Annotated in this window: 20 protein-coding genes; all 20 read right to left on the minus strand. The window is 42.0% G+C overall.

Features of this window, described 5'->3' with window-relative positions:
- Positions 1-66: 66 nt before the first annotated feature.
- The 20 genes from dapA to E2R53_RS07205 all read right to left on the minus strand — a co-directional run bounded on the left by dapA (position 67) and on the right by E2R53_RS07205 (position 22,535).
- Positions 67-939 carry a 4-hydroxy-tetrahydrodipicolinate synthase gene (gene dapA / locus E2R53_RS07110; protein WP_133311024.1) on the minus strand — a complete coding sequence of 291 codons (873 nt, stop codon included), beginning with the start codon at positions 937-939 and terminating at the stop codon, positions 67-69.
- Between the two features lie 35 nt (positions 940-974).
- On the minus strand, positions 975-2,189 hold the full coding sequence (gene dapG, locus E2R53_RS07115; protein WP_133311025.1) for an aspartate kinase: 1,215 nt from the start codon (positions 2,187-2,189) through the stop codon (positions 975-977).
- Between the two features lie 70 nt (positions 2,190-2,259).
- Positions 2,260-3,303: an aspartate-semialdehyde dehydrogenase gene (gene asd / locus E2R53_RS07120; RefSeq protein WP_133311026.1), complete on the minus strand. Its 1,044-nt coding sequence runs from the start codon at positions 3,301-3,303 to the stop codon at positions 2,260-2,262.
- Positions 3,304-3,442: 139 nt separating this feature from the next.
- Positions 3,443-4,042, minus strand: a complete 600-nt coding sequence (gene dpaB, locus E2R53_RS07125; protein ID WP_070877299.1) for a dipicolinate synthase subunit B — start codon at positions 4,040-4,042, stop codon at positions 3,443-3,445.
- Positions 4,039-4,941: a dipicolinic acid synthetase subunit A gene (gene dpaA, locus E2R53_RS07130; RefSeq protein ID WP_133311027.1), complete on the minus strand. Its 903-nt coding sequence runs from the start codon at positions 4,939-4,941 to the stop codon at positions 4,039-4,041. The genes dpaB and dpaA overlap by 4 nt, the downstream gene beginning before the upstream one ends.
- A 390-nt stretch (positions 4,942-5,331) precedes the next feature.
- Positions 5,332-5,589: a YlmC/YmxH family sporulation protein gene (locus E2R53_RS07135; protein ID WP_133311028.1), complete on the minus strand. Its 258-nt coding sequence runs from the start codon at positions 5,587-5,589 to the stop codon at positions 5,332-5,334.
- Between the two features lie 81 nt (positions 5,590-5,670).
- Positions 5,671-6,912, minus strand: a complete 1,242-nt coding sequence (locus E2R53_RS07140; protein ID WP_133311029.1) for a M16 family metallopeptidase — start codon at positions 6,910-6,912, stop codon at positions 5,671-5,673.
- A 56-nt stretch (positions 6,913-6,968) separates the two neighbouring features.
- Positions 6,969-7,928, minus strand: a complete 960-nt coding sequence (locus tag E2R53_RS07145; RefSeq protein WP_133311030.1) for a polysaccharide deacetylase family protein — start codon at positions 7,926-7,928, stop codon at positions 6,969-6,971.
- 128 nt (positions 7,929-8,056) lie between these two features.
- Positions 8,057-10,174: a polyribonucleotide nucleotidyltransferase gene (gene pnp / locus E2R53_RS07150; protein WP_133311031.1), complete on the minus strand. Its 2,118-nt coding sequence runs from the start codon at positions 10,172-10,174 to the stop codon at positions 8,057-8,059.
- Between the two features lie 266 nt (positions 10,175-10,440).
- The gene (gene rpsO / locus E2R53_RS07155; RefSeq protein ID WP_070877293.1) at positions 10,441-10,710 is read right to left on the minus strand and encodes a 30S ribosomal protein S15; all 270 of its coding nucleotides are present in this window, start codon (positions 10,708-10,710) and stop codon (positions 10,441-10,443) included.
- Positions 10,711-10,834: 124 nt separating this feature from the next.
- Entirely contained in the window at positions 10,835-11,785 is a 951-nt protein-coding gene (gene ribF / locus E2R53_RS07160; protein WP_133311032.1) for a bifunctional riboflavin kinase/FAD synthetase, read from the minus strand.
- A gap of 41 nt (positions 11,786-11,826) precedes the next feature.
- The gene (truB, locus tag E2R53_RS07165) at positions 11,827-12,741 is read right to left on the minus strand and encodes a tRNA pseudouridine(55) synthase TruB (RefSeq protein ID WP_133311033.1); all 915 of its coding nucleotides are present in this window, start codon (positions 12,739-12,741) and stop codon (positions 11,827-11,829) included.
- Between the two features lie 73 nt (positions 12,742-12,814).
- Positions 12,815-13,171 carry a 30S ribosome-binding factor RbfA gene (gene rbfA / locus E2R53_RS07170; protein WP_070877290.1) on the minus strand — a complete coding sequence of 119 codons (357 nt, stop codon included), beginning with the start codon at positions 13,169-13,171 and terminating at the stop codon, positions 12,815-12,817.
- 15 nt (positions 13,172-13,186) lie between these two features.
- On the minus strand, positions 13,187-13,465 hold the full coding sequence (locus E2R53_RS07175) for a DUF503 domain-containing protein (protein WP_070877289.1): 279 nt from the start codon (positions 13,463-13,465) through the stop codon (positions 13,187-13,189).
- On the minus strand, positions 13,462-15,654 hold the full coding sequence (gene infB, locus E2R53_RS07180) for a translation initiation factor IF-2 (RefSeq protein ID WP_133311034.1): 2,193 nt from the start codon (positions 15,652-15,654) through the stop codon (positions 13,462-13,464). The genes E2R53_RS07175 and infB overlap by 4 nt, the downstream gene beginning before the upstream one ends.
- Before the next feature lie 19 nt (positions 15,655-15,673).
- A complete protein-coding gene (locus tag E2R53_RS07185) occupies positions 15,674-15,976 on the minus strand; it encodes a YlxQ family RNA-binding protein (RefSeq protein WP_070877287.1) in 303 nt (100 codons plus the stop codon).
- 4 nt (positions 15,977-15,980) lie between these two features.
- A complete protein-coding gene (rnpM, locus tag E2R53_RS07190) occupies positions 15,981-16,256 on the minus strand; it encodes an RNase P modulator RnpM (RefSeq protein WP_133311035.1) in 276 nt (91 codons plus the stop codon).
- Positions 16,257-16,269: 13 nt separating this feature from the next.
- Positions 16,270-17,403, minus strand: a complete 1,134-nt coding sequence (gene nusA, locus E2R53_RS07195) for a transcription termination factor NusA (protein WP_070877285.1) — start codon at positions 17,401-17,403, stop codon at positions 16,270-16,272.
- 36 nt (positions 17,404-17,439) lie between these two features.
- On the minus strand, positions 17,440-17,913 hold the full coding sequence (gene rimP / locus E2R53_RS07200; RefSeq protein ID WP_070877284.1) for a ribosome maturation factor RimP: 474 nt from the start codon (positions 17,911-17,913) through the stop codon (positions 17,440-17,442).
- 320 nt (positions 17,914-18,233) lie between these two features.
- Positions 18,234-22,535: a PolC-type DNA polymerase III gene (locus E2R53_RS07205; RefSeq protein WP_133311036.1), complete on the minus strand. Its 4,302-nt coding sequence runs from the start codon at positions 22,533-22,535 to the stop codon at positions 18,234-18,236.
- Positions 22,536-22,544: the final 9 nt, after the last annotated feature.

The raw sequence follows: 22,544 nt of genomic DNA on the forward strand, positions 1-22,544 counted from the left end.
AATACGAGTCAATTTTCATTTAATGAGATTAAAAAAGGACCAATCCTGTGATTGGTCCTCTTGTTTTCAGATGGAGTGGATGACGTTCGTCAATTCATTTCTTTCTGTTTCAGTTAATGAGACGAGCGGCAGTCTTACAGGTCCTACGTCAAGACCTTTGAGCTGAAGAGCCGTTTTAACAGGTGCCGGGTTTGGTGCTTTGAAAAGCTGTTTCATTACAGGAAGCAGCTGACGGTGAATCGCGCCTGCTCTTACATTTTCACCCGTGTTAAAAGCAGCAATCATTTCCTGCATTTCGTTTCCGATCACATGTGAAGCTACAGAGACCACCCCTGCACCCCCGATAGAAAGAACAGGAAGCGTCAAGCCGTCATCTCCAGAATATAAAGCGAAATCTTCCGGCGTTTTTGAAATAATTTCAGACATTGCATCCAAATCACCGCTCGCTTCTTTCACAGCAGCCACATTTGGAAGCTCTGCAAGGCGGGCGATGGTATCCGGAGAAATGCTTACTACTGTGCGTCCAGGTACATTGTAAATCATAACAGGAAGCTCAGTGGCCTCTGCAATCGTTTTAAAATGCAGGTAAAGGCCCTCTTGATTTGGCTTATTGTAATAAGGTGCTACAAGCATCACTGCGTCCACTCCTGCAGCTTCTGCTTTTTTTGTCAAATCAATTGATGCTTTCGTGTTGTTGCTGCCTGTGCCGGCAATAACAGGCACTCTGCCGTTTACTTCAGAAACAACATGCTTAAATAAAGCGATCTTTTCTTCTGATGTAAGTGTAGGAGATTCTCCTGTCGTTCCTGCCACAACTAATGAATCTGATCCATTTTGAATTAAGAAATTCACTAGCTGTGATGTTTTAGCAAAATCAATGTTTCCATTTTTATCAAACGGGGTTACCATGGCTGTAGATACTTTTCCAAAGTCAATCATTGTGTCACTCCTCTTTATTCACTTGAATCTTAGTGTTAGTCCGATAGATCAAATGCTTCATGCAAAGCGTTGACTGCATTAATCATATCCTCTTCTTTTACCAATACCCAAATTGTTGTATGACTATCTGCCGATTGAAGAATTTGTATGCCCTGTTCAGACAGTGCAGTTACAATTTTAGCCGTAACACCGGGCACTCCGGCGATCCCCGCTCCAACTGTCGAAACTTTTGCACAATGCCTTTTAACGGCTGGTTCATAATCCATGCCTCTTAAAATTTCAATCGCAGCATCTGTTACATCTTCTGCAACCGTATAGATAACAGATCTTGGCGTGATATTGAAGAAATCGACACTGATCCCTGCGCGCGCCATTGCTTTAAATACCTCAGTCTGCACCTCATATTGTCCTTCTTTGGCAGAGACATGAATCTGTGTGACATTTGATACGTTGGCGATGCCTGTGATCAGTCTGTCATTGATGTCACTGCCCAGATTTTCAGAATGATGGGAGGTAACAAGTGTGCCAAGACTTTCTGAATAGGTTGAACGGATTCTGATTGGGACTTTGGCCTGCATGGCAATTTCAACAGCCCGCGGGTGAATCACTTTTGCCCCCTGATACGCAAGGTTGCAAATCTCTGTATACGTAACAGTTGTAAGCGGCTTTGCTTTTTCAACTATTCTTGGATCTGCTGTCATGACACCTTCTACATCCGTAAAAATATCAATGAATTCTGCTTCAAGAGCTGCTCCAAGCGCAGCTGCGGATGTATCGCTGCCGCCTCTGCCGATCGTCGTTATGTCGCCGCTTTTAGTTGCTCCCTGGAAACCGGCAACAACAACCACATCATTGTAGTCCAGCTCTCTTCTGAGACGCTCGCATCTCATATCAAGGATCTTTGCATTTGTATAGTCTTCATTTGTTAAAAATCCTGCCTGTGCTCCGCTCAGTGAAGAAGCTGCAATTCCTTCTGACTTCAGCATGCTTGTGAAAACTACAGAAGAGATTGTTTCGCCGCAGGATAACAGCATATCCTGTTCCCGCTTTGAAATCGAAGCTGTGCCGCCGTATAGAAGATTTAAAAATGAATCTGTCGCGTACGGGTCCCCGTTTCTGCCCATTGCTGAGACAACTACAACCACTTTATACTGCTCTTTTAATGCATCACTTATATGTTTTAATGCCATTTTCCGGCCGTGATCATCTTTAACAGATGTTCCGCCGAATTTTTGAACGATTATTTTCATCCTTACACCCCGACTCTATACGTAAGAGAAGAGAGCAGGTATTATGTACCCTCGCTCTCTCCGACCCTGCTTATACTAATTTCAATTTAACAAGACTTTCTGCAATCTGAACAGAGTTCCATGCAGCACCTTTTAAGAGATTATCAGAGACGATCCACAAATGGAAGCCATTTGCACGATCAGGATCTTTGCGGATGCGTCCGACAAATACATCATTTTTTCCTACACAGTCTGCAGGCATTGGATATGTTTGTGTAAGCGGATCATCCTGAAGAGTAACTCCAGGTGCATCTTTTAATAATTCATGAATGTCCTGAACACTGACAGAATCTGAATCAAGTTCAATATAAACAGATTCAGAATGACCAGTCTCAACCGGAATTCGCACACAAGTAGCGGCAATTTCAAGGTTTGACATGTGCATGATTTTTTTCGTTTCATTCATCATTTTCATTTCTTCGAAAGTAAAGCCATTTTCTTCAAATTTATCAATTTGAGGAATGGCATTAAAGGCAATCTGGAAATGCTTTTTATCGCCTTTAACAGGGAGAATTTCAGGAGTAAACTCTTCGCCTTTTAAGATTGCTTCCGATTGGGTTTTTAATTCTTCAATTGCAGCGGCGCCGGATCCTGATACTGCCTGGTATGTCGATACGATTACTTTGTTTAAGCCGTGAGCCTTTCGCAAAGGTTCGAGAGCAACAACCATTTGGATAGTAGAGCAGTTTGGATTGGCGATAATGCCGTTATGTTCGTTAATATCTTCCTCATTTACTTCTGGAACGACAAGCGGAACATTTTCATCCATGCGGAAGGCACTTGTATTATCAACAACAATTGCCCCGTGCTTGACAGCTTCAGGAGCAAATTCTTTAGAAACACTGCCGCCTGCGCTGAAAAGGGCGATTTGAACACCTTTAAAGCTGTCAGGGCTTGCAGCCTGAACTTCATATTCCTCTCCTTTAAACATGACTTTTTTGCCTGCCGATCTTGCAGAAGACAATAAAGTCAGTTTAGAAATAGGAAAGTCCCGCTCTTCCAAAGTCTGCAGCATTTGCTGTCCCACTGCGCCTGTTGCACCAAGGACAGCAACATGATAACCATTAGTATTCATAAATCAAAACTCCTTCCGCGATTATCCGTATACAACCCGGATTAACTTTATATCATATTGTGTATTAGTTTATCATAGACTAGGTGTATTCATTATACAACCATGATTTTTCTTGCCTTCTATTCTATCAAGAAGGAGGCTATTCGTCATCACGAAATTTTTCAATGATCACCGGCTGAAATTGCGAATGCTCTAATGCTGCTTCTACTGTTTCCAATAATAAGTCCATTTTAGCCACTAAAGAATTCGGCTTTTTAAAAGGAGCATCCTGGCCGAATGGAATAAAATAAATATTCTTTGCCGCCATCAGCTTCATCAGATTTGCACCGTTTAAACCAAGCCCGTCATTCGTCGAGATGCCAAGTACTACAGGTTTGTGGTTTCTTAAAGTAGCCTTTGCAGCCATCAGCACCGGTGATTCTGTCATCGCATTTGCAAGCTTGCTCATTGAATTTCCGGTCATAGGGGCAACAACCATGCAGTCAAGCGGAATTTTCGGCCCAAGGGGTTCTGCTCCTACAATGGAATCAATGACTTTATGGCCAGTCAGTTCTTCAATCTTTTTTATCCACTCCTCACCTTCGCCAAATCTTGTGTTAGTGAATTTCACCGTATTTGTGACGACAGGCATGACATCTGCTCCTTCGTCAATCAACCGTTTAATCTGCGGATAAACTGCATCATATGTGCAGTGAGACCCCGTTAGTCCAAATCCGATTCTTTTGCCTTTAACCTTCATGATGATGACCCCTTCCTTTTGGAGAATTCCTCTGTAAGCAGCGCCGCCAATACGTTCGCCACAATCTGACCGGCCGTTTTCGGTGCGACTATCCCCGGAAGACCCGGTGCGAGCAATGCTTTTATGCCCCTTTTTTCAGCATATTTAAAATCCGTTCCCCCCGGCTTTGATGCAAGGTCAATGATCAATGTGTGTGCAGGCATTTTTGAGATCACCTTTGCCGTCACGATGTGATAAGGAATCGTATTAATGCAGATGTCTATTTGAGAAACTTCTTTTTCAAGATCCTCAAGCTGAAAAGACTCAAGTCCCATTTCAATAATTCTTGCAATATGCGAAGACTTTCTTGCTCCCACCTTCACTTTTGCCCCGAGTGCCGAGAATGTGCGCGCTACGCTCATTCCTACCCGTCCAAGTCCCAGTACAGCAATTCTTGAACCGTGGATCGTAAAATCGGTGTGCTGAATAGCCATCATAATTGTTCCTTCTACGGTCGGAATAGAATTGTATATCGCTACATCATCTCTTTCAAAAAGCTGAACAAGTTCTCGATTTGTTCCATCAATTATTCCATCTAAGTATGGATTGCTGATTCCAGAATAAATGATGCAGTGAGGAGGTGTTCTTGCAATAATCTCCTCCGTTAACACTACTTCCTCATTGGAGAAGATTGTATCGACGTGCCCTTCTAAATTCGTTCCGGGAACAGGCAGAATAATGACATCTATTTCTTCAAATTGCACTTCGGCAAGCTTTAATTTCGCGGCTCCGGTAAATCCATGATCCAGCTGGTCAAAGCCTACCAAAAAAAGCTTTGCATCAAGTTCAGTCAATTTCCGTATGACCTCCAGCTGCCGAGCATCTCCTCCAATGACTGCTATGTTAAGTCCTGTTAACATACGACCCTTTCACCTACTTTTTCGCGATGTATATATTCATATTGATTAAATCCTGAGTGAACTTACTTAAACATCTTATGTAATATCAGCGGGCGGGGTGATAGACTTTCCTGCATATAATTATGAGTCAGGCAGTTGACTTTCAGCATGTTGAAATCAGCAGCAGATCAGCCTATGCACACAAATAATGAATCGTTTTACTGCTGTCTCTTAGAAGCTGATCCCATCAGAAATGCGCAAGCGCCCGATTAGCGCAGGCATGACAGATAAGGATCAGGCAGAAAAGGCGCGCCGTTCTGTCCGAGAAGCCTGAGCGATTCCGCCCGCATCAAAGCGCAAAATTTTATACTTCTTTTCCCATAAAAAAAAGCGACTGAAGTCCAATCGCTTTCACTCTAAAAGTTTTATTTGCTCATCTTCAATGTCTAAAATAATCATATCGGTGCCGATCTTTTTAATGTGAAGCCAGGGGACTCTTATTTCACCTCCCTGCTTTCTGAACCCAAACCATTTGACAGACGGAATGACAAGGGCGGTTATTTGACCGGTCTGTTCATTAATCTCAAGGTCCGTTTGTCCTAAAATTCCCAATCTCTCAGCTCTTTTCACATCTACGATTTCTTTTCCGCTCAGCTCGCTCAGCCTCATGGTATCACCATCCTTTTTATCATATATATCCATTTGGACATAAAAAAGACCTGCAGGAAAATCCCTGCAGGTCTTAGCTGATTATTGTTTAAAAGCAGATGGAAGCTTTCCATCCGGGCTGATCAGAGCAATGGAGTAGTCATCTGTAAATAATTGTTTAGCGAGTGCATTTACATTATCTGCAGTAACTTCATTGATCTTTTCAATCATTTCATCCAGGCTGCGGTGACGGCCAAGAAGAAGTTCATTTTTACCGTTTCGGCTCATGCGGCTGTTTGTGCTTTCTAAGCTGAGCATCAAATTGCCCTTCATTTGCTCAATGCTGTTTGTAAGCTCTTTTGAAGTGATGCCTTCTTTTTTCAATGTAGCAAGTGTTTCCTGGATCGTTTCAAACAGAACATCAAGCTGTGCACGGCCTGTGCCGCCGTATATCGTCAGCATGCCATTGTCCTGGTAAGAAGAGTGATAGGAGAAAACGGAATAGGCAAGCCCTTTTTGCTCACGGACATCCTGGAACAGTCTTGAGCTCATGCTGCCGCCAAGTACGTTATTTAATACAATCAGATCATAAATTTTCTCGTGGCCGACTTGAAGTCCGTCAAAGCCGATGCAAAGATGAGCCTGCTCTGTATCTTTTTTGCGCGCAAGCTTATGAGTCATGAATGCAGGTGCGCCAATTTCAGTTCCCTTTTGAGACGTCTCAAACGAACCGAATTGTTTTTCGACCTCCGCAATAAAGCTCTCTGAAATATTGCCGGCTACAGAAATTACGACGTTTTCTGGAGTGTAATATTGATCCATATACTCTCTCAATGTGTCGCTCTCGAATTTCGCAAGCGTTTCTTCTGTTCCCAAAATAGGATACCCCAGCGGATGATCGCCGTATGTTGCTTTGCTGAGCAAATCATGTACGATATCGTCCGGAGTATCTTCATACATTTTAATTTCTTCGTAAACAACATTTTTCTCTTTTTTCAGCTCAATGTCATCAAACGTTGAGTTGAAGAACATATCTGCAAGCACTTCAAGTGCATAGTCAGAATGTTCATCAAGCACTTTTGCATAATAACATGTGTATTCTTTAGAAGTAAAAGCGTTTACTTGCCCGCCGATGCTGTCAAATGATTCAGCAATATCCCGTGCTGATCTTGTTTTTGTGCCTTTGAAAAACATATGCTCTAAAAAGTGGGAAATCCCATTGTTTTTTTCATTTTCGTTTCGTGAGCCAGTGCCAATCCATACCCCGATTGCAACTGATCTTACGTGAGGGATATTTTCGAGCACGATTCTTACACCATTTTGGCATGTATACTTTTTAATCAAACTTGTTCCTCCTATCTATCTGTAAGCTCCAAGGATCTCTAATTGATGTGAATATGTTATTTAGATGCAGGCAGCCGTTCTTCATCCATGAGCATTGAGACAGAACCGAAAGAATAGCCCTTCTGTTTTATTGACTGAATCAATGTTTCTAAACTTCTAGACGTGGAATCAGTAGGATGCATAAGAATCATAGCACCATTATGAACCTTTTTAAGGACGCGTTCAACTAAAACGCCGGGTTCGGGCTTTTGCCAGTCAATCGTATCAACTGACCAAAGGACCGTCTCCATCTTAAATTCATCTGCTGCTGTAATCACGTCCTGCCTGAAGCTTCCGCTTGGAGGTGCGAACCAGACCGGGGCGGCGCCTGTTATCTCTTTGATGACTTCATTTGTTGAACCAATCTGTTTACGGATTTGGTCTGTTGTGATTCTTGCCATATCAGGATGGGAATAAGAATGATTCCCGATTTCATGACCCGCTTCTTTTATTTTTTTGACAAGTACCGGATTTTCTTTTGCCCATCTTCCTTCAAGGAAAAAGGTAGCTTTTACTCCATGCTTATTAAGCACTTCAAGCATAGCTGGAAGATATTCATTTCCCCAGGCAACATTAATGAGAAACGAGACCATGGATTTATCAGGGTGCCCTCTGTAAATGGGAGCAGGCGGCAGGTCACCTAGGTGAACTTTTGGCTTAACCTGTCTGAAGACAAGCTGCTTTTCATCGAACTTCCCTTTTTTCTTCATTTTTTTATACGACTCATCAATATCAACCGTTATGCCATTGTAGCCGGGAGTAGCTTTCCAGACGGTATGTATTTGAGCATCCTGTGCCGGCTTTTCATAGTCCTTTGCTTTTGCAGCTATCACCTGATAGAGCTCATCAGGCTGCTTTACAGCTGAAACATCTTCAACTTTGATTGTAGACACATAGGCTGATGTATATGGATTCTGTATAATAGCACCAGTTACGATTATGATGAGCGCAATGCTTAATAAATGGAACCTCTTCATGTTTGTCTTCCCCCTTTTTACTAGAAAATATGTACGAAGGGGACAAGGTAGAACATGTTGCATTAGATGCATTGGTTACCTGGAAAAATGCAAAAAGAAGCCAGACTAGCTTCTCTGGCTTCTACACTTTAAGAATTTTGCTTTTCTTTTTCTTTCTCGTCACGAAGAACTGCTTTTCTAGAAAGATTGACGCGACCTTGTTTATCAATTTCAGTTACCTTCACAAGCAACTCATCACCGATTTTAACAACATCCTCAACTTTTCCAACGCGCTCTTCTGCGAGTTCAGAAATGTGTACTAAACCGTCTTTGCCATTGAATATTTCAACGAAAGCACCGAACTTTTCAACGCGCTTCACTTTTCCTAAATACATTTGTCCGACTACTACTTCGCGGACAATGTCTTCGATAATTTGCTTCGCTTTTTGATTCATTTCCTCATTCGTTGACGAAATAAAGACTGTTCCGTCTTGTTCAATGTCAATTTTAACGCCAGTTTCTTCGATGATTTTATTGATTTGTTTACCGCTTGGTCCAATAACATCGCGGATTTTATCAGGATTAATCGCCATCATTAAGATTTTAGGAGCATATTGAGACAGCTCAGTGCGAGGCTCTTTGATCGTTGCAAGCATTGATTCAAGGATTTCCATGCGTCCTTTTTTAGCCTGAAGAAGAGCTTCTTCTAAAATTTCACGGGATAATCCCTCGATTTTAATGTCCATTTGAAGGGCAGTTACGCCTTTAGCCGTTCCTGCTACCTTAAAGTCCATGTCTCCAAGGTGATCTTCCATTCCCTGAATATCAGTCAGCACTGAGTAATGCTCTCCTGATTTCACAAGTCCCATTGCAATCCCTGCTACAGGAGCTTTAAGAGGAACACCGGCATCCATCATGGCAAGTGTGCTTGCACAAATACTTGCTTGTGAGGTTGAACCGTTTGATTCAAGAACTTCTGATACAAGACGGACTGTGTACGGGAAATCCTTTTCAGAAGGAATGACAGGCTCAAGTGCTCTTTCGCCGAGCGCGCCATGGCCGATTTCACGTCGTCCAGGTCCGCGCATAAATCCAGTTTCCCCTACGCTGAACAGCGGGAAATTGTAATGATGCATGAAACGTTTTGTTTCTTCAATGCCAAGACCGTCAAGAATCTGCACATCCCCTAGTGCTCCAAGCGTACAAATGCTAAGCGCCTGAGTTTGTCCGCGTGTGAACAGACCTGAACCATGTGTGCGGGACAGTAATCCGACTTCAGAAGAAAGAGGGCGGATTTCGTCAATTTTACGTCCATCCGGGCGGACTTTATCTTCTGTGATCAGACGGCGGACTTCTTGTTTTACTAATTTCGAGAGGATTTCTTTCACTTGTTTAAGAGTGTCAGCTTCTGCTTCCTGCTCTTCAAAATGAGAAACGACTGTTTTCTTTACTTCATTAATTGCTTCTTCGCGTGCATGTTTTTCCTGCACTTGAATCGCTGAAAGCAGGTCTTTTTCAGCCATTTCACGAATGCTTGTCTCAAGATCAGCATCAAGAACATAGAGTTTCACTTCTGATTTTGCTTTCCCTACTTGAGCTGCAATTTCTTCCTGGAATGCAATCAGACGTTTGATTTCATTATGACCAAACATAATAGCTTCAAGCATGATTTCCTCAGGAACTTCATTTGCTCCTGCTTCTACCATGTTAATGGCATCTTTTGTGCCTGCAACAATCAAGTTGATATCGCTTTTATCCATTTGGTCAACTGTAGGATTGATGACAAACTCATTATCCACACGGCCGACAACAACGCCTGCAATCGGACCTTCAAACGGAATGTCAGATACAGTTAATGCAAGGGATGAACCAAACATTGCAGCCATTTCAGATGAACAGTCCTGATCGACACTCATTACGATACTGACAACCTGTACTTCATTGCGGAAACCATCTGCAAACAATGGACGCAATGGACGGTCAATCAAACGGCTTGCAAGGATTGCTTTTTCACTTGGGCGGCCTTCACGTTTAATAAATCCTCCAGGGATTTTACCAACGGCATACAGGCGCTCTTCATAATTGACAGTCAACGGGAAAAAGTCAACCGTTTTAGGTTCTTTTGATGCTGTTGCTGTACTTAATACAGCTGTGTCTCCATAGCGGATCAGTGCCGCGCCGTTAGCCTGTTTTGCCAGCTGGCCAACTTCTACGGTCAATTCTCTTCCAGCCCAATCAATGGAGAACACTTGTTTTTCTTGTCCCATATAAGAATGAACTCCTCTCGTCATATAAGTCACAACATACAATTATGTATTATTATGAACCATTTAAATTCAACATATCAATGTTATTCCGGTATGTAAATAGATCGCGTGAAAATCTTATTGTTTATTCAAATAGAATATATAAATTTCCGCATTCATGAAAGCTGCAGCGCCAGGGTCCCCGGTCTGAAACGATCAGGCCAAAACGCTCCTGCTTTCTTATTTTAATACACTAAAAAAGCGGGAATTCTCCCGCTTTTCAAAGATTATCGGCGTAAACCAAGCTTGTTGATTAGATCGCGATAACGAGTTACGTCATTATTGCGCAGGTACGTCAAAAGATTACGGCGTTTACCTACCATTTTCAAAAGACCGCGACGTGAATGGTGGTCTTTCTTATGAACACGTAAATGTCCATTAAGATTGTTAATATCCTCAGTTAGGATAGCGATTTGAACTTCTGGAGAACCAGTGTCCGTATCATGCGTTCTGTACTCAGTGATAATTTCATTCTTACGTTCTTGAGTGATTGCCATCCTATTCACCTCCTTCATTTAAAAACCCCAATTACCGAGCAAACGTTGGTGAATCGTTTTGCCAAGCAATGGTTATAAAAGTTACAAGTATTAGAATACTATTATTCGTGGAATAAGGCAAGTGTTAATCTTGCAGATCTTGAAAAAATTGCTCAGCGGAAGCTTTGTCTTTCCCGATCTGCTGGATCAGTTCGTCAATGGAACCGAATTTTTGCTCGCTTCTTATCCGTTTATACCAGAATATAGAAACATTCTTTCCATATATAGATTTATTAAACTCAAAAATATGAACTTCGATGCTTGGTTTTAGTTTTTTTTCATCGTAAAAGGTAGGTTTGTAGCCAATGTTACATACTCCATTGTAAATCTCTTCCCCGATTTGAAATCTGACAGCATATACCCCTGTAGGCGGGATGATATATGCCCCGTCAAGCTCTATATTAGCCGTTGGAAACCCGATTGTTCTTCCGCGCTTATCTCCGTGAATCACCGTTCCGTTTACCTTGTGAGGCCTGTTCAGAAGGCGTGATGCATACTCCACATCCCCGTTTCTCAGTACCTCCCTGATCAAAGTTGAACTGATTTTCCGGTCATGATCAGTCTGCTTGGTGATTGTCGTCTGTTCAAAAGCGTTTCTTGAATGAAACGGCAAGGTTTCCATCGTTCCTTTGCCAAGTCTTCCATAGGAATAATCAAAGCCTGCAATCACATGTTTTACATTCAGGCGGATAATATATTGGTCTACAAATTCCTGGGGAAGCAATGCTGCAAATTCTTCGGAAAATTGAACGATAAAAAGATAATCAATTTCAAGTTTTTCAACTAAATCAATTTTGTCCCGGAGGGTTGTAATCGCTTCGACGTGCTGAATATTTCTTCTTAAAACGACCGAAGGATGAGGATCAAACGTCATAACTGCACTTTTTAATCCTTTTTCTTCTGCTGTTTTTTTTGCTGTCAATATGACTTCCTGATGCCCACGATGAACGCCGTCAAAATAGCCAAGCGCCATTGCCAGCTGGGGCATTTCTATGTCGTTTAAAGAGTGCGGATGCGTTAGTTTGATCGTTTTCACTCGTGTTTCACCTTTTCTGTATCAGCTTTCTTCCCGCCAGGTCAGATGACTAGGACTTTGGAAGGTTTAAGGAAGTGGGGTTTTTCAGGATGCTGCTTGTATATCGCAAGGCAGGTTCCCTGTTCATCATAAACGGCAATAGAATCTTCAGCCGCATACTGTTCAAAACCAGACGGAACCTCAAGCACCGCACCATTTTTCACTTTCTTTGCTAATGTATCATTTATGGACAATTTGGGCAAATGATTTAAAGCTGTACTGATCGGGATGAGTATATCCTGCAGTCTGCCCTCTTCTGCCATTTCTTCGATGTCTTCAAAGGTGTGGCATTGATCAATTAAAAACGGTCCTGAAGCTGTTCTGATTAAATGCGACATATGGGCAGGAAAGCCCAATTTTCCGCCAATCATCACAGCAAGTGTTCTTACATATGTACCCTTGGAACATTGAACTTTAAAACGGAAAGAAACGGTATCTTCTTTGATTTCTATGTCAGATAAAAGGGTCATTTCGTGAATCGCGATTTTTCTCGATGGCCGTTCAATTGTCTGCCCTGCTCTAGCATATTCGTACAGTTTTTTTCCTCCTATTTTTACCGCTGAATACATCGGAGGCACCTGATCGATTTCACCTGTAAGAGACTTTAGCGCTTCTAGGACATCTTCTTTAGTAATAACCGTATCCACTTTCTTCTTTTCAACAACTTCTCCGGAGGAGTCCTCTGTCGTTGTTGAGAATCCAAGGGTAACTTCTGCTTCATATGTTTTAGATGCTGCCGTTAAATATTCAACAATCTTAGTTGCCCGTCCAAGGCAGACAGGCAGAACTCCTGTGACATCTGGATCGAGCGTTCCGGTATGACCGACTTTTTTTGTCCTGGCAATTCGTCTCATTTTAGCAACACAGTCATGTGATGTCATTCCGGCAGGCTTATTTATTAATAAAACACCTTCCATTACGCTTTCCGCCCTTCTTCATCCAGTAAGATTACATAAACGAAAAGGATAGACTGATGTCTATCCTCTCCCTTTAATCTTCCTGCTTGTTTTCTTGATTAATTTCGTGGATCAATGTTTCGATCCGGTTTCCATAATCAACGGATTCATCAAATTCAAAAAGGATTTCAGGTGTTTTTCTCAGCCTAATGCGCTGGCCGATTTCAGAACGGATAAAGCCTTTTGCTTTTGCAAGGCCTTTTAAAGTGTTTTCTCTCTTTTCTTCATCTCCAAGAACTGAAATGTAGACTTTTGCAATTTGCAGATCTCCTGACACTCTTACATCTGTAACAGTAACAAATCCAATACGGGGATCTTTAATTTTCCGGCTGATAATCTCGCCTAATTCTTTTTTCATTTGTTCGCCGACTCTGTTCGCTCGTAAACTCATGCTATCACCTCACTGTTAAAGCCAATCAAACGAGGTTACAGTGCGTTCAATCTCCGGAAAAGAATCAATCATAGCGAGAGCTTTGTTCAATTCTTTTTCTGTTTGAACTTTATTTGATGTGATGGCGACGATGCCAATCTTGGTTCTCTGCCATGTGTCCTGAAAATCAATTTCTGAAACAGAGACATTGTGCCTCTGCTTCAGCCTCATCAAAATGCGCTGTAAAACAGCCCGTTTGTCCTTCAATGATTGTGCATCATAAATCATGCACTCACATTCTGCATATCCAATCACTTGCGCTCAATTTCTTCCATGACGTATGCTTCGATGATATCTCCTTCTTTGATATCATTGAAGTTTTTAATCGTAATCCCGCACTCATAGTTTTGCGCAACTTCTTTTACATCATCTTTAAAACGTTTCAGAACGTCCACTTCACCTTCAAAGACAACGACTCCGTCGCGAATAACACGGATGCTGCTGTCGCGGGTGATTTTGCCGTCTGTTACATAAGAACCGGCAATTGTACCGATTTTAGATACTTTAATTGTTTGACGGACTTCAACTTGACCGATGACTTTTTCTTCAAATTCAGGGTCAAGCATTCCCTTCATTGCTGCTTCAATTTCTTCAATTACTTTGTAGATGATGCGGTGGAGACGAATGTCTACTTTTTCTGCATCAGCCGTTCTCTTAGCATTCCCATCAGGGCGCACGTTAAATCCGATGACAATCGCGTTTGAAGCAGAAGCTAAAATAATGTCAGATTCCGTGATTGCTCCAACACCCGTAAGGATAATTTTCACTTTAACGCCTTCTACATCAATTTTTTGAAGAGAAGCAGCCAAAGCTTCAGCAGAACCTTGAACGTCTGCTTTGACGATCAGGTTGATATCTTTGATATCGCCTTGTTTAATTTGTTCAAACAGGTCATCAAGGCTTAATTTCGCGCCTTCTTTACGCTGTTCATCAAGCTGCTTGCTTGCACGCGCTTCTCCAACCTGGCGGGCTTTTTTCTCATCAGTGAAGACCATGAACTGATCTCCTGCCTGAGGTACATCGCTTAGACCTGTAATCTCAACAGGTGTTGAAGGTCCTACTTCTTTCACACGGCGTCCAAGGTCATTGACCATTGCACGGACACGTCCGAAAGTATTACCCACTACGATTGAGTCACCTACGCGAAGTGTACCATTTTGAACAAGAAGTGTTGCAACTGAACCGCGGCCTTTATCAAGCTGAGCTTCAATAACCGTTCCTGTTGCTGCACGGTTTGGATTTGCTTTCCATTCTTCTACTTCACTGACAAGAAGGATCATTTCAAGCAATTCATCGATCCCGTCGCCTGATAAAGCTGAAAGCGGAACAAAAATTGTGTCCCCGCCCCATGCTTCAGATACTAAACCGTATTCAGTCAGTTCCTGCATCACGCGGTCAGGGTTTGCCGATTCTTTATCCATTTTGTTTACAGCTACAATGATTGGAACCTCAGCCGCTTTAGCATGGCTGATTGCTTCCACTGTTTGAGGCATAACGCCGTCATCAGCAGCTACGACAAGGATTGTAATATCTGTTACTTGAGCACCGCGGGCACGCATTGTTGTAAACGCGGCATGTCCGGGAGTATCAAGGAATGTAATTTTTTTGTTGTTTACAACAACCTGATAGGCACCGATATGCTGAGTGATTCCGCCAGCTTCGCCTGCAGTTACTTTTGTATTTCGGATTGAGTCGAGTAAAGTTGTTTTACCATGGTCAACGTGACCCATAATTGTAACAACCGGAGGACGGATTTGAAGCTGATCCTCTTGATCCTCTGTTGCATAGCCTTCAAATTCAGTTACGTCAAATACGATAACTTCTTCAACTTCCACACCATACTCGCCGGCAATCAATTCGATTGAATCTTTATCAAGATCCTGATTGATTGTTGCCATGACGCCAAGCATAAATAATTTTTTAATGATCTCAGAAGGCTCTTTATGAAGCTTTCCTGCCAATTCTCCTACTGTAAGGCTGCCTGTAAAAGTAATTTTGCTCGGCATTTCCTTTTTAGGCTGAACAGGTGCTGCTCCCTGAGGTCTGCGCTGATTATTATTGCTGTTGTTTTTCTTGTTGCCGAAATTCTTCTTGTTATTATTGTTGCGGTTATTGTTGTTATTATTTGATTTTCCCTGCTGGCTAAAAGGCTTGCTGCCGCCTTTTGCTGCTGCTGGTTTAGTTGGATTAGCCGGTTTTGTGTTGTTAGTATTCTCTTGTTTTTGCATAGGCGTTTTGTGATCTTCCCTTTGTTTGACAGAAATGGATTTAGTTGTTTCTTTCTTATCTGCCTTGTATTTTCCGTCCAGTTTGACAATTATATGATCGTCAATTGTTGACATATGGTTGCTGACTTCAACATTCATACTCTGCAAGGCTGTAATAACATCCTTGCTTGATATGTTTTGTTTTTTTGCATATTCGTAAACTCTCATTTTCGTCATATGGTCACCCCCAAGAAATTTAATCGAGCAAGGTTTTCATTTTTGCAGCAAAGCCTGCATCAACTAATGCCACAACTACTCGAGCATCCTTTCCAATCGCCTGACCTAACAGGTACCGATCCGGGACCGAGACAACAGGAATGTTGTAAAAACTGCATTTATCATGAACCTTTTTAGCAGTATTTTCTGATGCATCTTTTGAGAGCAGAACAAGTTTTGCACGTGATTGTCTAACTTCTTTGATGACAAGTTCTTCTCCTGAAACAATCTTTCTTGCCCGATTTGCTAAGCCCAATAAGGACATCCATTGATGCTTTACCATACCATTAATGTTTCTCCTTCTCAGCTAGCTGAAGCAATTCTTCGTAGATGGCATCTTCAATTTTTACTTGCAGGTGATTAGCCAGTACATTCTTCTTTTTAGCTTGTAAAATACAGTCTTTATCAAGTGAGAGGTAAGCTCCGCGTCCGTTTTTCTTGCCTGTAGGATCAACGGAAACTTCTCCTTCTTTTGAACGGACAATACGAACAAGTTCTTTTTTCGGCTTCATTTCCCCAGTTGCCACGCATTTGCGCAGCGGAACTTTTCTTTGATTGTTCACATTGCCTCACCTCTTACTTGTCTAATTCATCTTGATTGAAAGAAAAAAGCGGCTCATCATCATCGCTTTCGTCAAGCGGAACATTTGCTCCTGCACGAGGATAAATGCCCATTTGAAGTGCGTCTGTCTCGCTTTTAATATCAATCTTCCAGTTTGTCAATTTGGCCGCCAAGCGTGCATTTTGGCCTCTTTTGCCGATAGCAAGCGATAATTGATAGTCAGGAACAACCACTGTTGTCGCTTTATCATCTTCGTTCACATTAACATCAAGAACTTTAGATGGACTTAAAGCATTAGCCACAAACAGAACAGGATCGTTTGACCATTTTACAATGTCAATCTTTTCGCCTTTTAATTCATTTACAATTGCCTGCACACGCTGGCCTTTAGGACCTACACATGAACCGACTGGATCAACCTCAGGGTTGTCTGAATGCACAGAAATTTTCGAACGGTCGCCAGCTTCGCGCGCCACTGATTTAATTTCAACCGTGCCGTCATAAATTTCAGGAACCTCAATTTCAAATAATCGTTTTAATAAGCCAGGATGAGTGCGTGAAACGAAAATTTGAGGTCCTTTTGTTGTTTTTTCAACCTTTGTAATAAATACTTTAATGCGGTCATGAGGCTTGTATTTCTCATTTGGCATCTGTTCGCTTACAGGAAGCAGCGCCTCAATTTTGCCAAGGCTCACATAAATAAATTTAGAATCAATTCTTTGGACAATGCCAGTCATGATATCTTCTTCGCGATCTACAAATTCAGAGTAGATCACGCCGCGTTCTGCCTCGCGCACACGCTGCGTTACAACCTGCTTGGCTGTTTGAGCTGCAATGCGGCCGAAGTCTTTAGGCGTAACTTCCATTTCAAGAACATCATTTACTTGATAGCTTGGATTTACGCTTTGAGCTTCTTCAACAGAAACTTCAAGTCTTGGATCATATACTTCATCAACTACATCTTTTCTTGCAAAGACTCTCATTGTTCCTGTGTCGCGGTTTAAATCAACGCGCACATTTTGAGCCTGATTAAAATTTCGTTTATAAGCTGAGATCAAAGCAGCTTCAATGGCTTCTATGATCACTTCTTTACTGATGCCTTTTTCTTTTTCAAGAATCGTTAAGGCATCTAAAAGTTCATTACTCATCTTAACGGTTTCCCCCTTATCCATCTAACAGTTTATTTAGTTGAATGTGACAGCGAGCCGGGCACTGGCGATTTTTTCGTAAGGTATTTGAATTTGTTTTTTGCGTGTTTTAATTAAGATCGTCACAATAACATGCTCACCGTCAAAAGCAGTAAGCTCTCCTTCAAATACTTTTGAGCCTTCAAAAGGCTCATATGTTTTAATATAAACATTTTTGCCGATTGATTTTGTGAAGTCAGAGTCCTTCTTAAGCGGACGCTCAGCCCCAGGCGATGAAACTTCAAGAAAATAATTTTGTTCAATTGGATCTGTTTCATCTAATTTTTCACTTAGTTTTTCGCTGACAATCGCGCAATGCTCGATGTCGATTCCATCACTTGAATCTATGAATACCCGCAAAAACCATTCTTTTCCTTCTTTTACGAACTCCACATCCACTAATTCCAATGTTAATTCATCTAAAATCGGCATAGCTAATTCTGCTACGATTTCAGTAACTTTTTTGCTCATCCCGTTCCTCCTTGTGAAATAGAAGCAAATATGACACTATTAGTTGCTGAAAAACCCTGCTTCATATTGAGCAGGGAATGTATGTACACAACACGCGATCCGAATGAAGAGACAATAAAATCTCTACTCAATACGAAAGAGTGGGTTGCCCCACTCTCTGCCTCTAACTATCGTTAGCATTTCCATAAAAAATATAACATAACCGGCCATTTATTGCAAATTAAAATCAAACTGTGTAAGGCATTTCAGAAGATATTGCAAGATTTTTCTCCTGAAAAGATTCAGTGAATATTTCCCAATTAACAAGTCTGTCAAAAAAATCAAAACAGAGACAGCTGATTTTGATCAGGGAGTGACTCGAGACAGCCTTGCTTGTCAAGGTATTCAATAATTGTCTTAGACACCTTGCCGCGCTGCTGAAGGTCCTCTTTGGAGAGGAATTCTCCGGTCTGTCTTGCATTTACGATATTTATAGCAGCATTTGTTCCGAGCCCTGGAATGGAATTGAAAGGCGGAATTAAAGAGTTCCCGTCAATCAGGAAATCCGTTGCGCTTGATCTGTACAGATCTACTTTTTGGAACGAATAGCCGCGCTCGCACATTTCAAGGGCAAGTTCAAGAACTGTCAGTAAACTCTTTTCTTTAGGAGATGCCTCAAGTCCTTTTTGATTAATCTCAACTATTTTCGCCTTAATTGGCTCTGATCCTTTTACCATCGTTTCGATGTCAAAATCATCGGCACGGACTGTGAAGTAAGCAGAATAATAAAGCAGGGCATGATGCACTTTAAAATAGGCAATCCGGACAGCCATCAAAACATATGCTGCGGCATGGGCTTTCGGAAACATGTACTTTATTTTGAGGCATGAGCTGATGTACCAGTCAGGCACCTCATTCTTTTTCATTTCCTCAACCATTTCCGGTGTAAGACCCTTCCCTTTACGCACAGACTCCATTATTTTAAAGGCAAATGAAGGTTCGAGCCCCTGATAGATTAAATAAACCATAATATCATCACGGCACCCGATTACTTCGCTCAGCGTACAAGTATTATCGTGAATTAATTCCTGTGCATTTCCAAGCCATACGTCCGTTCCATGGGAAAGTCCGGAAATTTGCACGAGCTCAGAAAATGTAGTCGGCTTTGTGTCTTCAAGCATTTGGCGGACAAAGCGGGTACCGAATTCCGGAATTCCAAGTGTACCGGTTTTACACATAATCTGTTCTTCTGTTACGCCAAGGGATTCTGTCCCGCTGAATATTTTCATTACCTCTTTATCATCAGTCGGAATCGTTTTCGGATCAATTCCGCTAAGATCCTGGAGCATCCTGATCACTGTCGGGTCGTCGTGTCCCAGAATATCAAGCTTCAGCAAATTATCATGAATGGAATGAAAGTCAAAGTGAGTCGTTTTCCATTCAGAACCTGTGGCATCAGCTGGAAATTGAATCGGTGAAAAATCGTATATATCCATATAATCCGGTACAACGATGATTCCGCCCGGATGCTGGCCGGTATTTCTTTTTACGCCTGTACAGCCTTGGACAAGACGGTCGACTTCTGCATTTCTCAGCATCAAGTTGTTGTCACCCGCGTAGCCTTTCACATATCCGTAAGCTGTTTTCTCAGCGACGGTACCGATGGTTCCGGCGCGGAACACGTTATCTTCCCCAAATAGATCCTTCGTGTAATTATGCGCTCTCGGCTGATATTCTCCCGAGAAGTTCAAATCGATATCGGGTACTTTATCTCCTTTAAAACCAAGGAACGTTTCAAACGGAATATCATGTCCATCTTTATGGAATTTAGCTCCGCATTGAGGACAGTCCTTATTCGGCAGATCAAACCCTGAACCTACTGAACCATCATTAAAGAATTCTGAATGCTTGCAGTCAGGACAAACATAATGCGGAGGCAGCGGGTTAACCTCTGTTATCTCTGTCATGGTTGCAACAAGGGATGATCCGACAGAGCCCCTTGATCCAACAAGATATCCATCGTCAAGAGATTTTTTAACAAGCTTGTGCGAAATCAGGTAGATAACGGCAAAGCCGTGGCCGATGATACTTTTCAGTTCTTTTTCAAGTCTTGCTTCGACGATTTTCGGAAGCTGGCTGCCATAAATGCTTCTGGCCATGCTGTAGCTCATTTCGCGGATTTCATCGTCTGCACCCTCAATTTTTGGTGTATAAAGGTCATCTTTAATAGGTTTTATTTCTTCAATTAATTCTGCTACACGATGTGTATTGTCAATGACAATTTCACGTGCTTTCTCTTTCCCGAGAAAACTGAAGCAATCGAGCATTTCATTTGTTGGTCTGAAATGAACGTTTGGAAGCTCGTGGCGGTTGAGCGGATTCGCACCGCCCTGAGAGTTTACTAGAATCTTGCGGTAAATTTTATCTTCCGGCTGAAGATAGTGCACGTTTCCGGTTGCAACGACCGGCTTTTCAAGCTTTTCGCCAAGATTCACCAGGTTCGTGATGATTTCTTTGAGAGCCATTTCGTCCTTGATATACTCCATCTGAATTAAGTGGCGGTATACTTCAGGAGGCTGCACCTCAATGTAGTCATAGAAAGCGGCTATATCTTCCACTTCCTCCGGAGACTTTTGCATCATGCCTTCAAACACTTCCCCGCGGTCGCATGCTGAGCCGACAAGGATCCCTTCGCGGTGCTTTGTAAGCTGAGATCTCGGCACTCGTGCAACACGGTAGAAATAATCAATATGAGAAAGCGAAACTAGTTTAAACAAGTTCTTTAAGCCAATTTCATTTTGGGCAAGCAGAATCGCATGATAAGGACGAGCTCGCTGATAAGCATTGCCCTGCCCCATATTATCGTTAAGCTGATTATGGTTCTCAATTCCTTTTTCAGCAGCATCTTTCAGCATTCGGAGCAGGAGATATCCTGTCGCTTCCGCGTCAAAAATAGCACGGTGATGCTGAGTCAGCTCAATATCAAACTTTTTGGCAAGTGTATTTAATCTGTGGCTTTTCAGCTCAGGGTATAAAAATCTGCCAAGTTCAAGAGTATCGATGACAGGATTGGCTGCTTTGCCGGCACCAAGCAGCTGTTTGTAGCCAACGTTTAAGAAGCCCATATCGAAACTTGCATTATGCGCAACTAAAATGTCCTCTCCTGCCCACTCTTTGAACCTGCGGAGCACTTCATCTACATTTGGAGCTGTTGCCACCATATCATCTGTAATGCCGGTTAACTCTATTGTTGTCGCTGATAGACGGTGATGAGGATTTGCAAATGACTCAAAACGGTCGATGATATCGCCGTTTCTGATTTTAACGGCTGCAAGCTCGATAATCGTATCGTATACAGCTGATAAGCCGGTTGTCTCTACGTCAAATACGACATAGGTTGCTTCAGGCAAAAAGCGATCCTGCTCGTTATAAGCAATCGGCACTCCGTCATCTACCAGGTTAATTTCAACACCGTAAAGGACTTTGATGCCATTTTTCTTGCCGGCAGAATACGCTTCAGGGAACGACTGTGCAACAGCGTGATCAGTGATTGCTACAGCAGGATGCCCCCATTTACTTGCCTGTCCGACTAAAGAACTGACAGATGATACAGCATCCATTTGGCTCATTGGAGTGTGCAAGTGAAGCTCTATTCTTTTTTCATCAGACGTATCCTGACGAATTTCAGGTTTGATTTCATTAATATCATTTGCAATCATGACTAAATCTCTTACAAATGTATCATTCTGAATGCTGCCGCGAACCTTAACCCACATCCCTTTTTTCAGTGTTTGCAGAAGAACTGCGTCTTCTTTATCACGAGCAAACATTTTTACTAAAATGGAGTTTGTATAGTCCGTAACTTTAAACGTGCTTAATGTTCTTCCGCTGCGAAGCTCTCTAGTTTCGGCATCGAATACATATCCTTGAATGGTGATGCGGCGCTCCTCATCTTCAATCGTGCTGATCTGTTTGATTTCTTCGTCATTCTTAATGGCATAGCCGATCATCAGAGGACCCTGAGGAGCCTCCTGTTCTTGATCTTTCTTATCCATTTCTGTAATGGCAAGCATCATTTTTTCTTGATCTTCAAGCTTCTTCTGCTCTTGGAACTTTTGAATTTCTTCTTTTGATATATTAACGGTCGTATCCAGCTGAATGAGCGGAAAGCCAAATTGAGCAAAGCTGTCCTGAAGAACCGATGTGTATTTTTTCTTGATGGCCATTGCTTCGGTTTCATTTCTCGTTTTTACAATCAGCTTTAATCCCTGTACTTCAGGAATTTGCTCATTTAACAACGAGAGCATAGGAGGAGAAATCCCCTGCATTTCCTGGACACAAACCGACCAATAGTCTGCAATTAATTTTTCATCAAATGTTTGATCATTAACGGTAATTTTAAATGATACATCAGCTATATGCGAAAACGATTTTGTTAATTTCGCATAAAAAATCCGGTACACTTCAAAAGGAAGGATCCGGTCAAATGAAAATTGAAATTCCCATTTCTTTGACAGCTTATGGACCGTCAGTTTAGTGATCGCACCGTTTTTAAAATGATTAAAAACAGCATCGTCTGTTAAATCGATTTGCTGAAGCAGCAGCTGAAATCGCTCTTTTTGAGCTTTCGAAAGTTCGTCCATTCTAACCGT

This window comes from Peribacillus frigoritolerans (assembly GCF_004358755.1).
Lineage (GTDB): Bacteria > Bacillota > Bacilli > Bacillales > Bacillaceae > Bacillus_P.

Excerpts from the sequence above, each read along its gene's own strand:
- E2R53_RS07135 (WP_133311028.1), bottom strand. The coding sequence starts at position 5,589 with ATGAGGCTGAGCGAGCTGAGCGGAAAAGAAATCGTAGATGTGAAAAGA.
- E2R53_RS07145 (WP_133311030.1), bottom strand. The coding sequence starts at position 7,928 with ATGAAGAGGTTCCATTTATTAAGCATTGCGCTCATCATAATCGTAACT.
- infB (WP_133311034.1), bottom strand. The coding sequence starts at position 15,654 with ATGACGAAAATGAGAGTTTACGAATATGCAAAAAAACAAAACATATCA.
- dpaB (WP_070877299.1), bottom strand. The coding sequence starts at position 4,042 with ATGAAGGTTAAAGGCAAAAGAATCGGATTTGGACTAACGGGGTCTCAC.
- E2R53_RS07205 (WP_133311036.1), bottom strand. The coding sequence starts at position 22,535 with ATGGACGAACTTTCGAAAGCTCAAAAAGAGCGATTTCAGCTGCTGCTT.
- rpsO (WP_070877293.1), bottom strand. The coding sequence starts at position 10,710 with ATGGCAATCACTCAAGAACGTAAGAATGAAATTATCACTGAGTACAGA.
- E2R53_RS07185 (WP_070877287.1), bottom strand. The coding sequence starts at position 15,976 with ATGGTAAAGCATCAATGGATGTCCTTATTGGGCTTAGCAAATCGGGCA.
- nusA (WP_070877285.1), bottom strand. The coding sequence starts at position 17,403 with ATGAGTAATGAACTTTTAGATGCCTTAACGATTCTTGAAAAAGAAAAA.
- pnp (WP_133311031.1), bottom strand. The coding sequence starts at position 10,174 with ATGGGACAAGAAAAACAAGTGTTCTCCATTGATTGGGCTGGAAGAGAA.
- truB (WP_133311033.1), bottom strand. The coding sequence starts at position 12,741 with ATGGAAGGTGTTTTATTAATAAATAAGCCTGCCGGAATGACATCACAT.
- asd (WP_133311026.1), bottom strand. The coding sequence starts at position 3,303 with ATGAATACTAATGGTTATCATGTTGCTGTCCTTGGTGCAACAGGCGCA.
- dpaA (WP_133311027.1), bottom strand. The coding sequence starts at position 4,941 with ATGTTAACAGGACTTAACATAGCAGTCATTGGAGGAGATGCTCGGCAG.
- rimP (WP_070877284.1), bottom strand. The coding sequence starts at position 17,913 with ATGAGCAAAAAAGTTACTGAAATCGTAGCAGAATTAGCTATGCCGATT.
- rbfA (WP_070877290.1), bottom strand. The coding sequence starts at position 13,171 with ATGAGTTTACGAGCGAACAGAGTCGGCGAACAAATGAAAAAAGAATTA.
- dapG (WP_133311025.1), bottom strand. The coding sequence starts at position 2,189 with ATGAAAATAATCGTTCAAAAATTCGGCGGAACATCTGTTAAAGATGAT.
- dapA (WP_133311024.1), bottom strand. The coding sequence starts at position 939 with ATGATTGACTTTGGAAAAGTATCTACAGCCATGGTAACCCCGTTTGAT.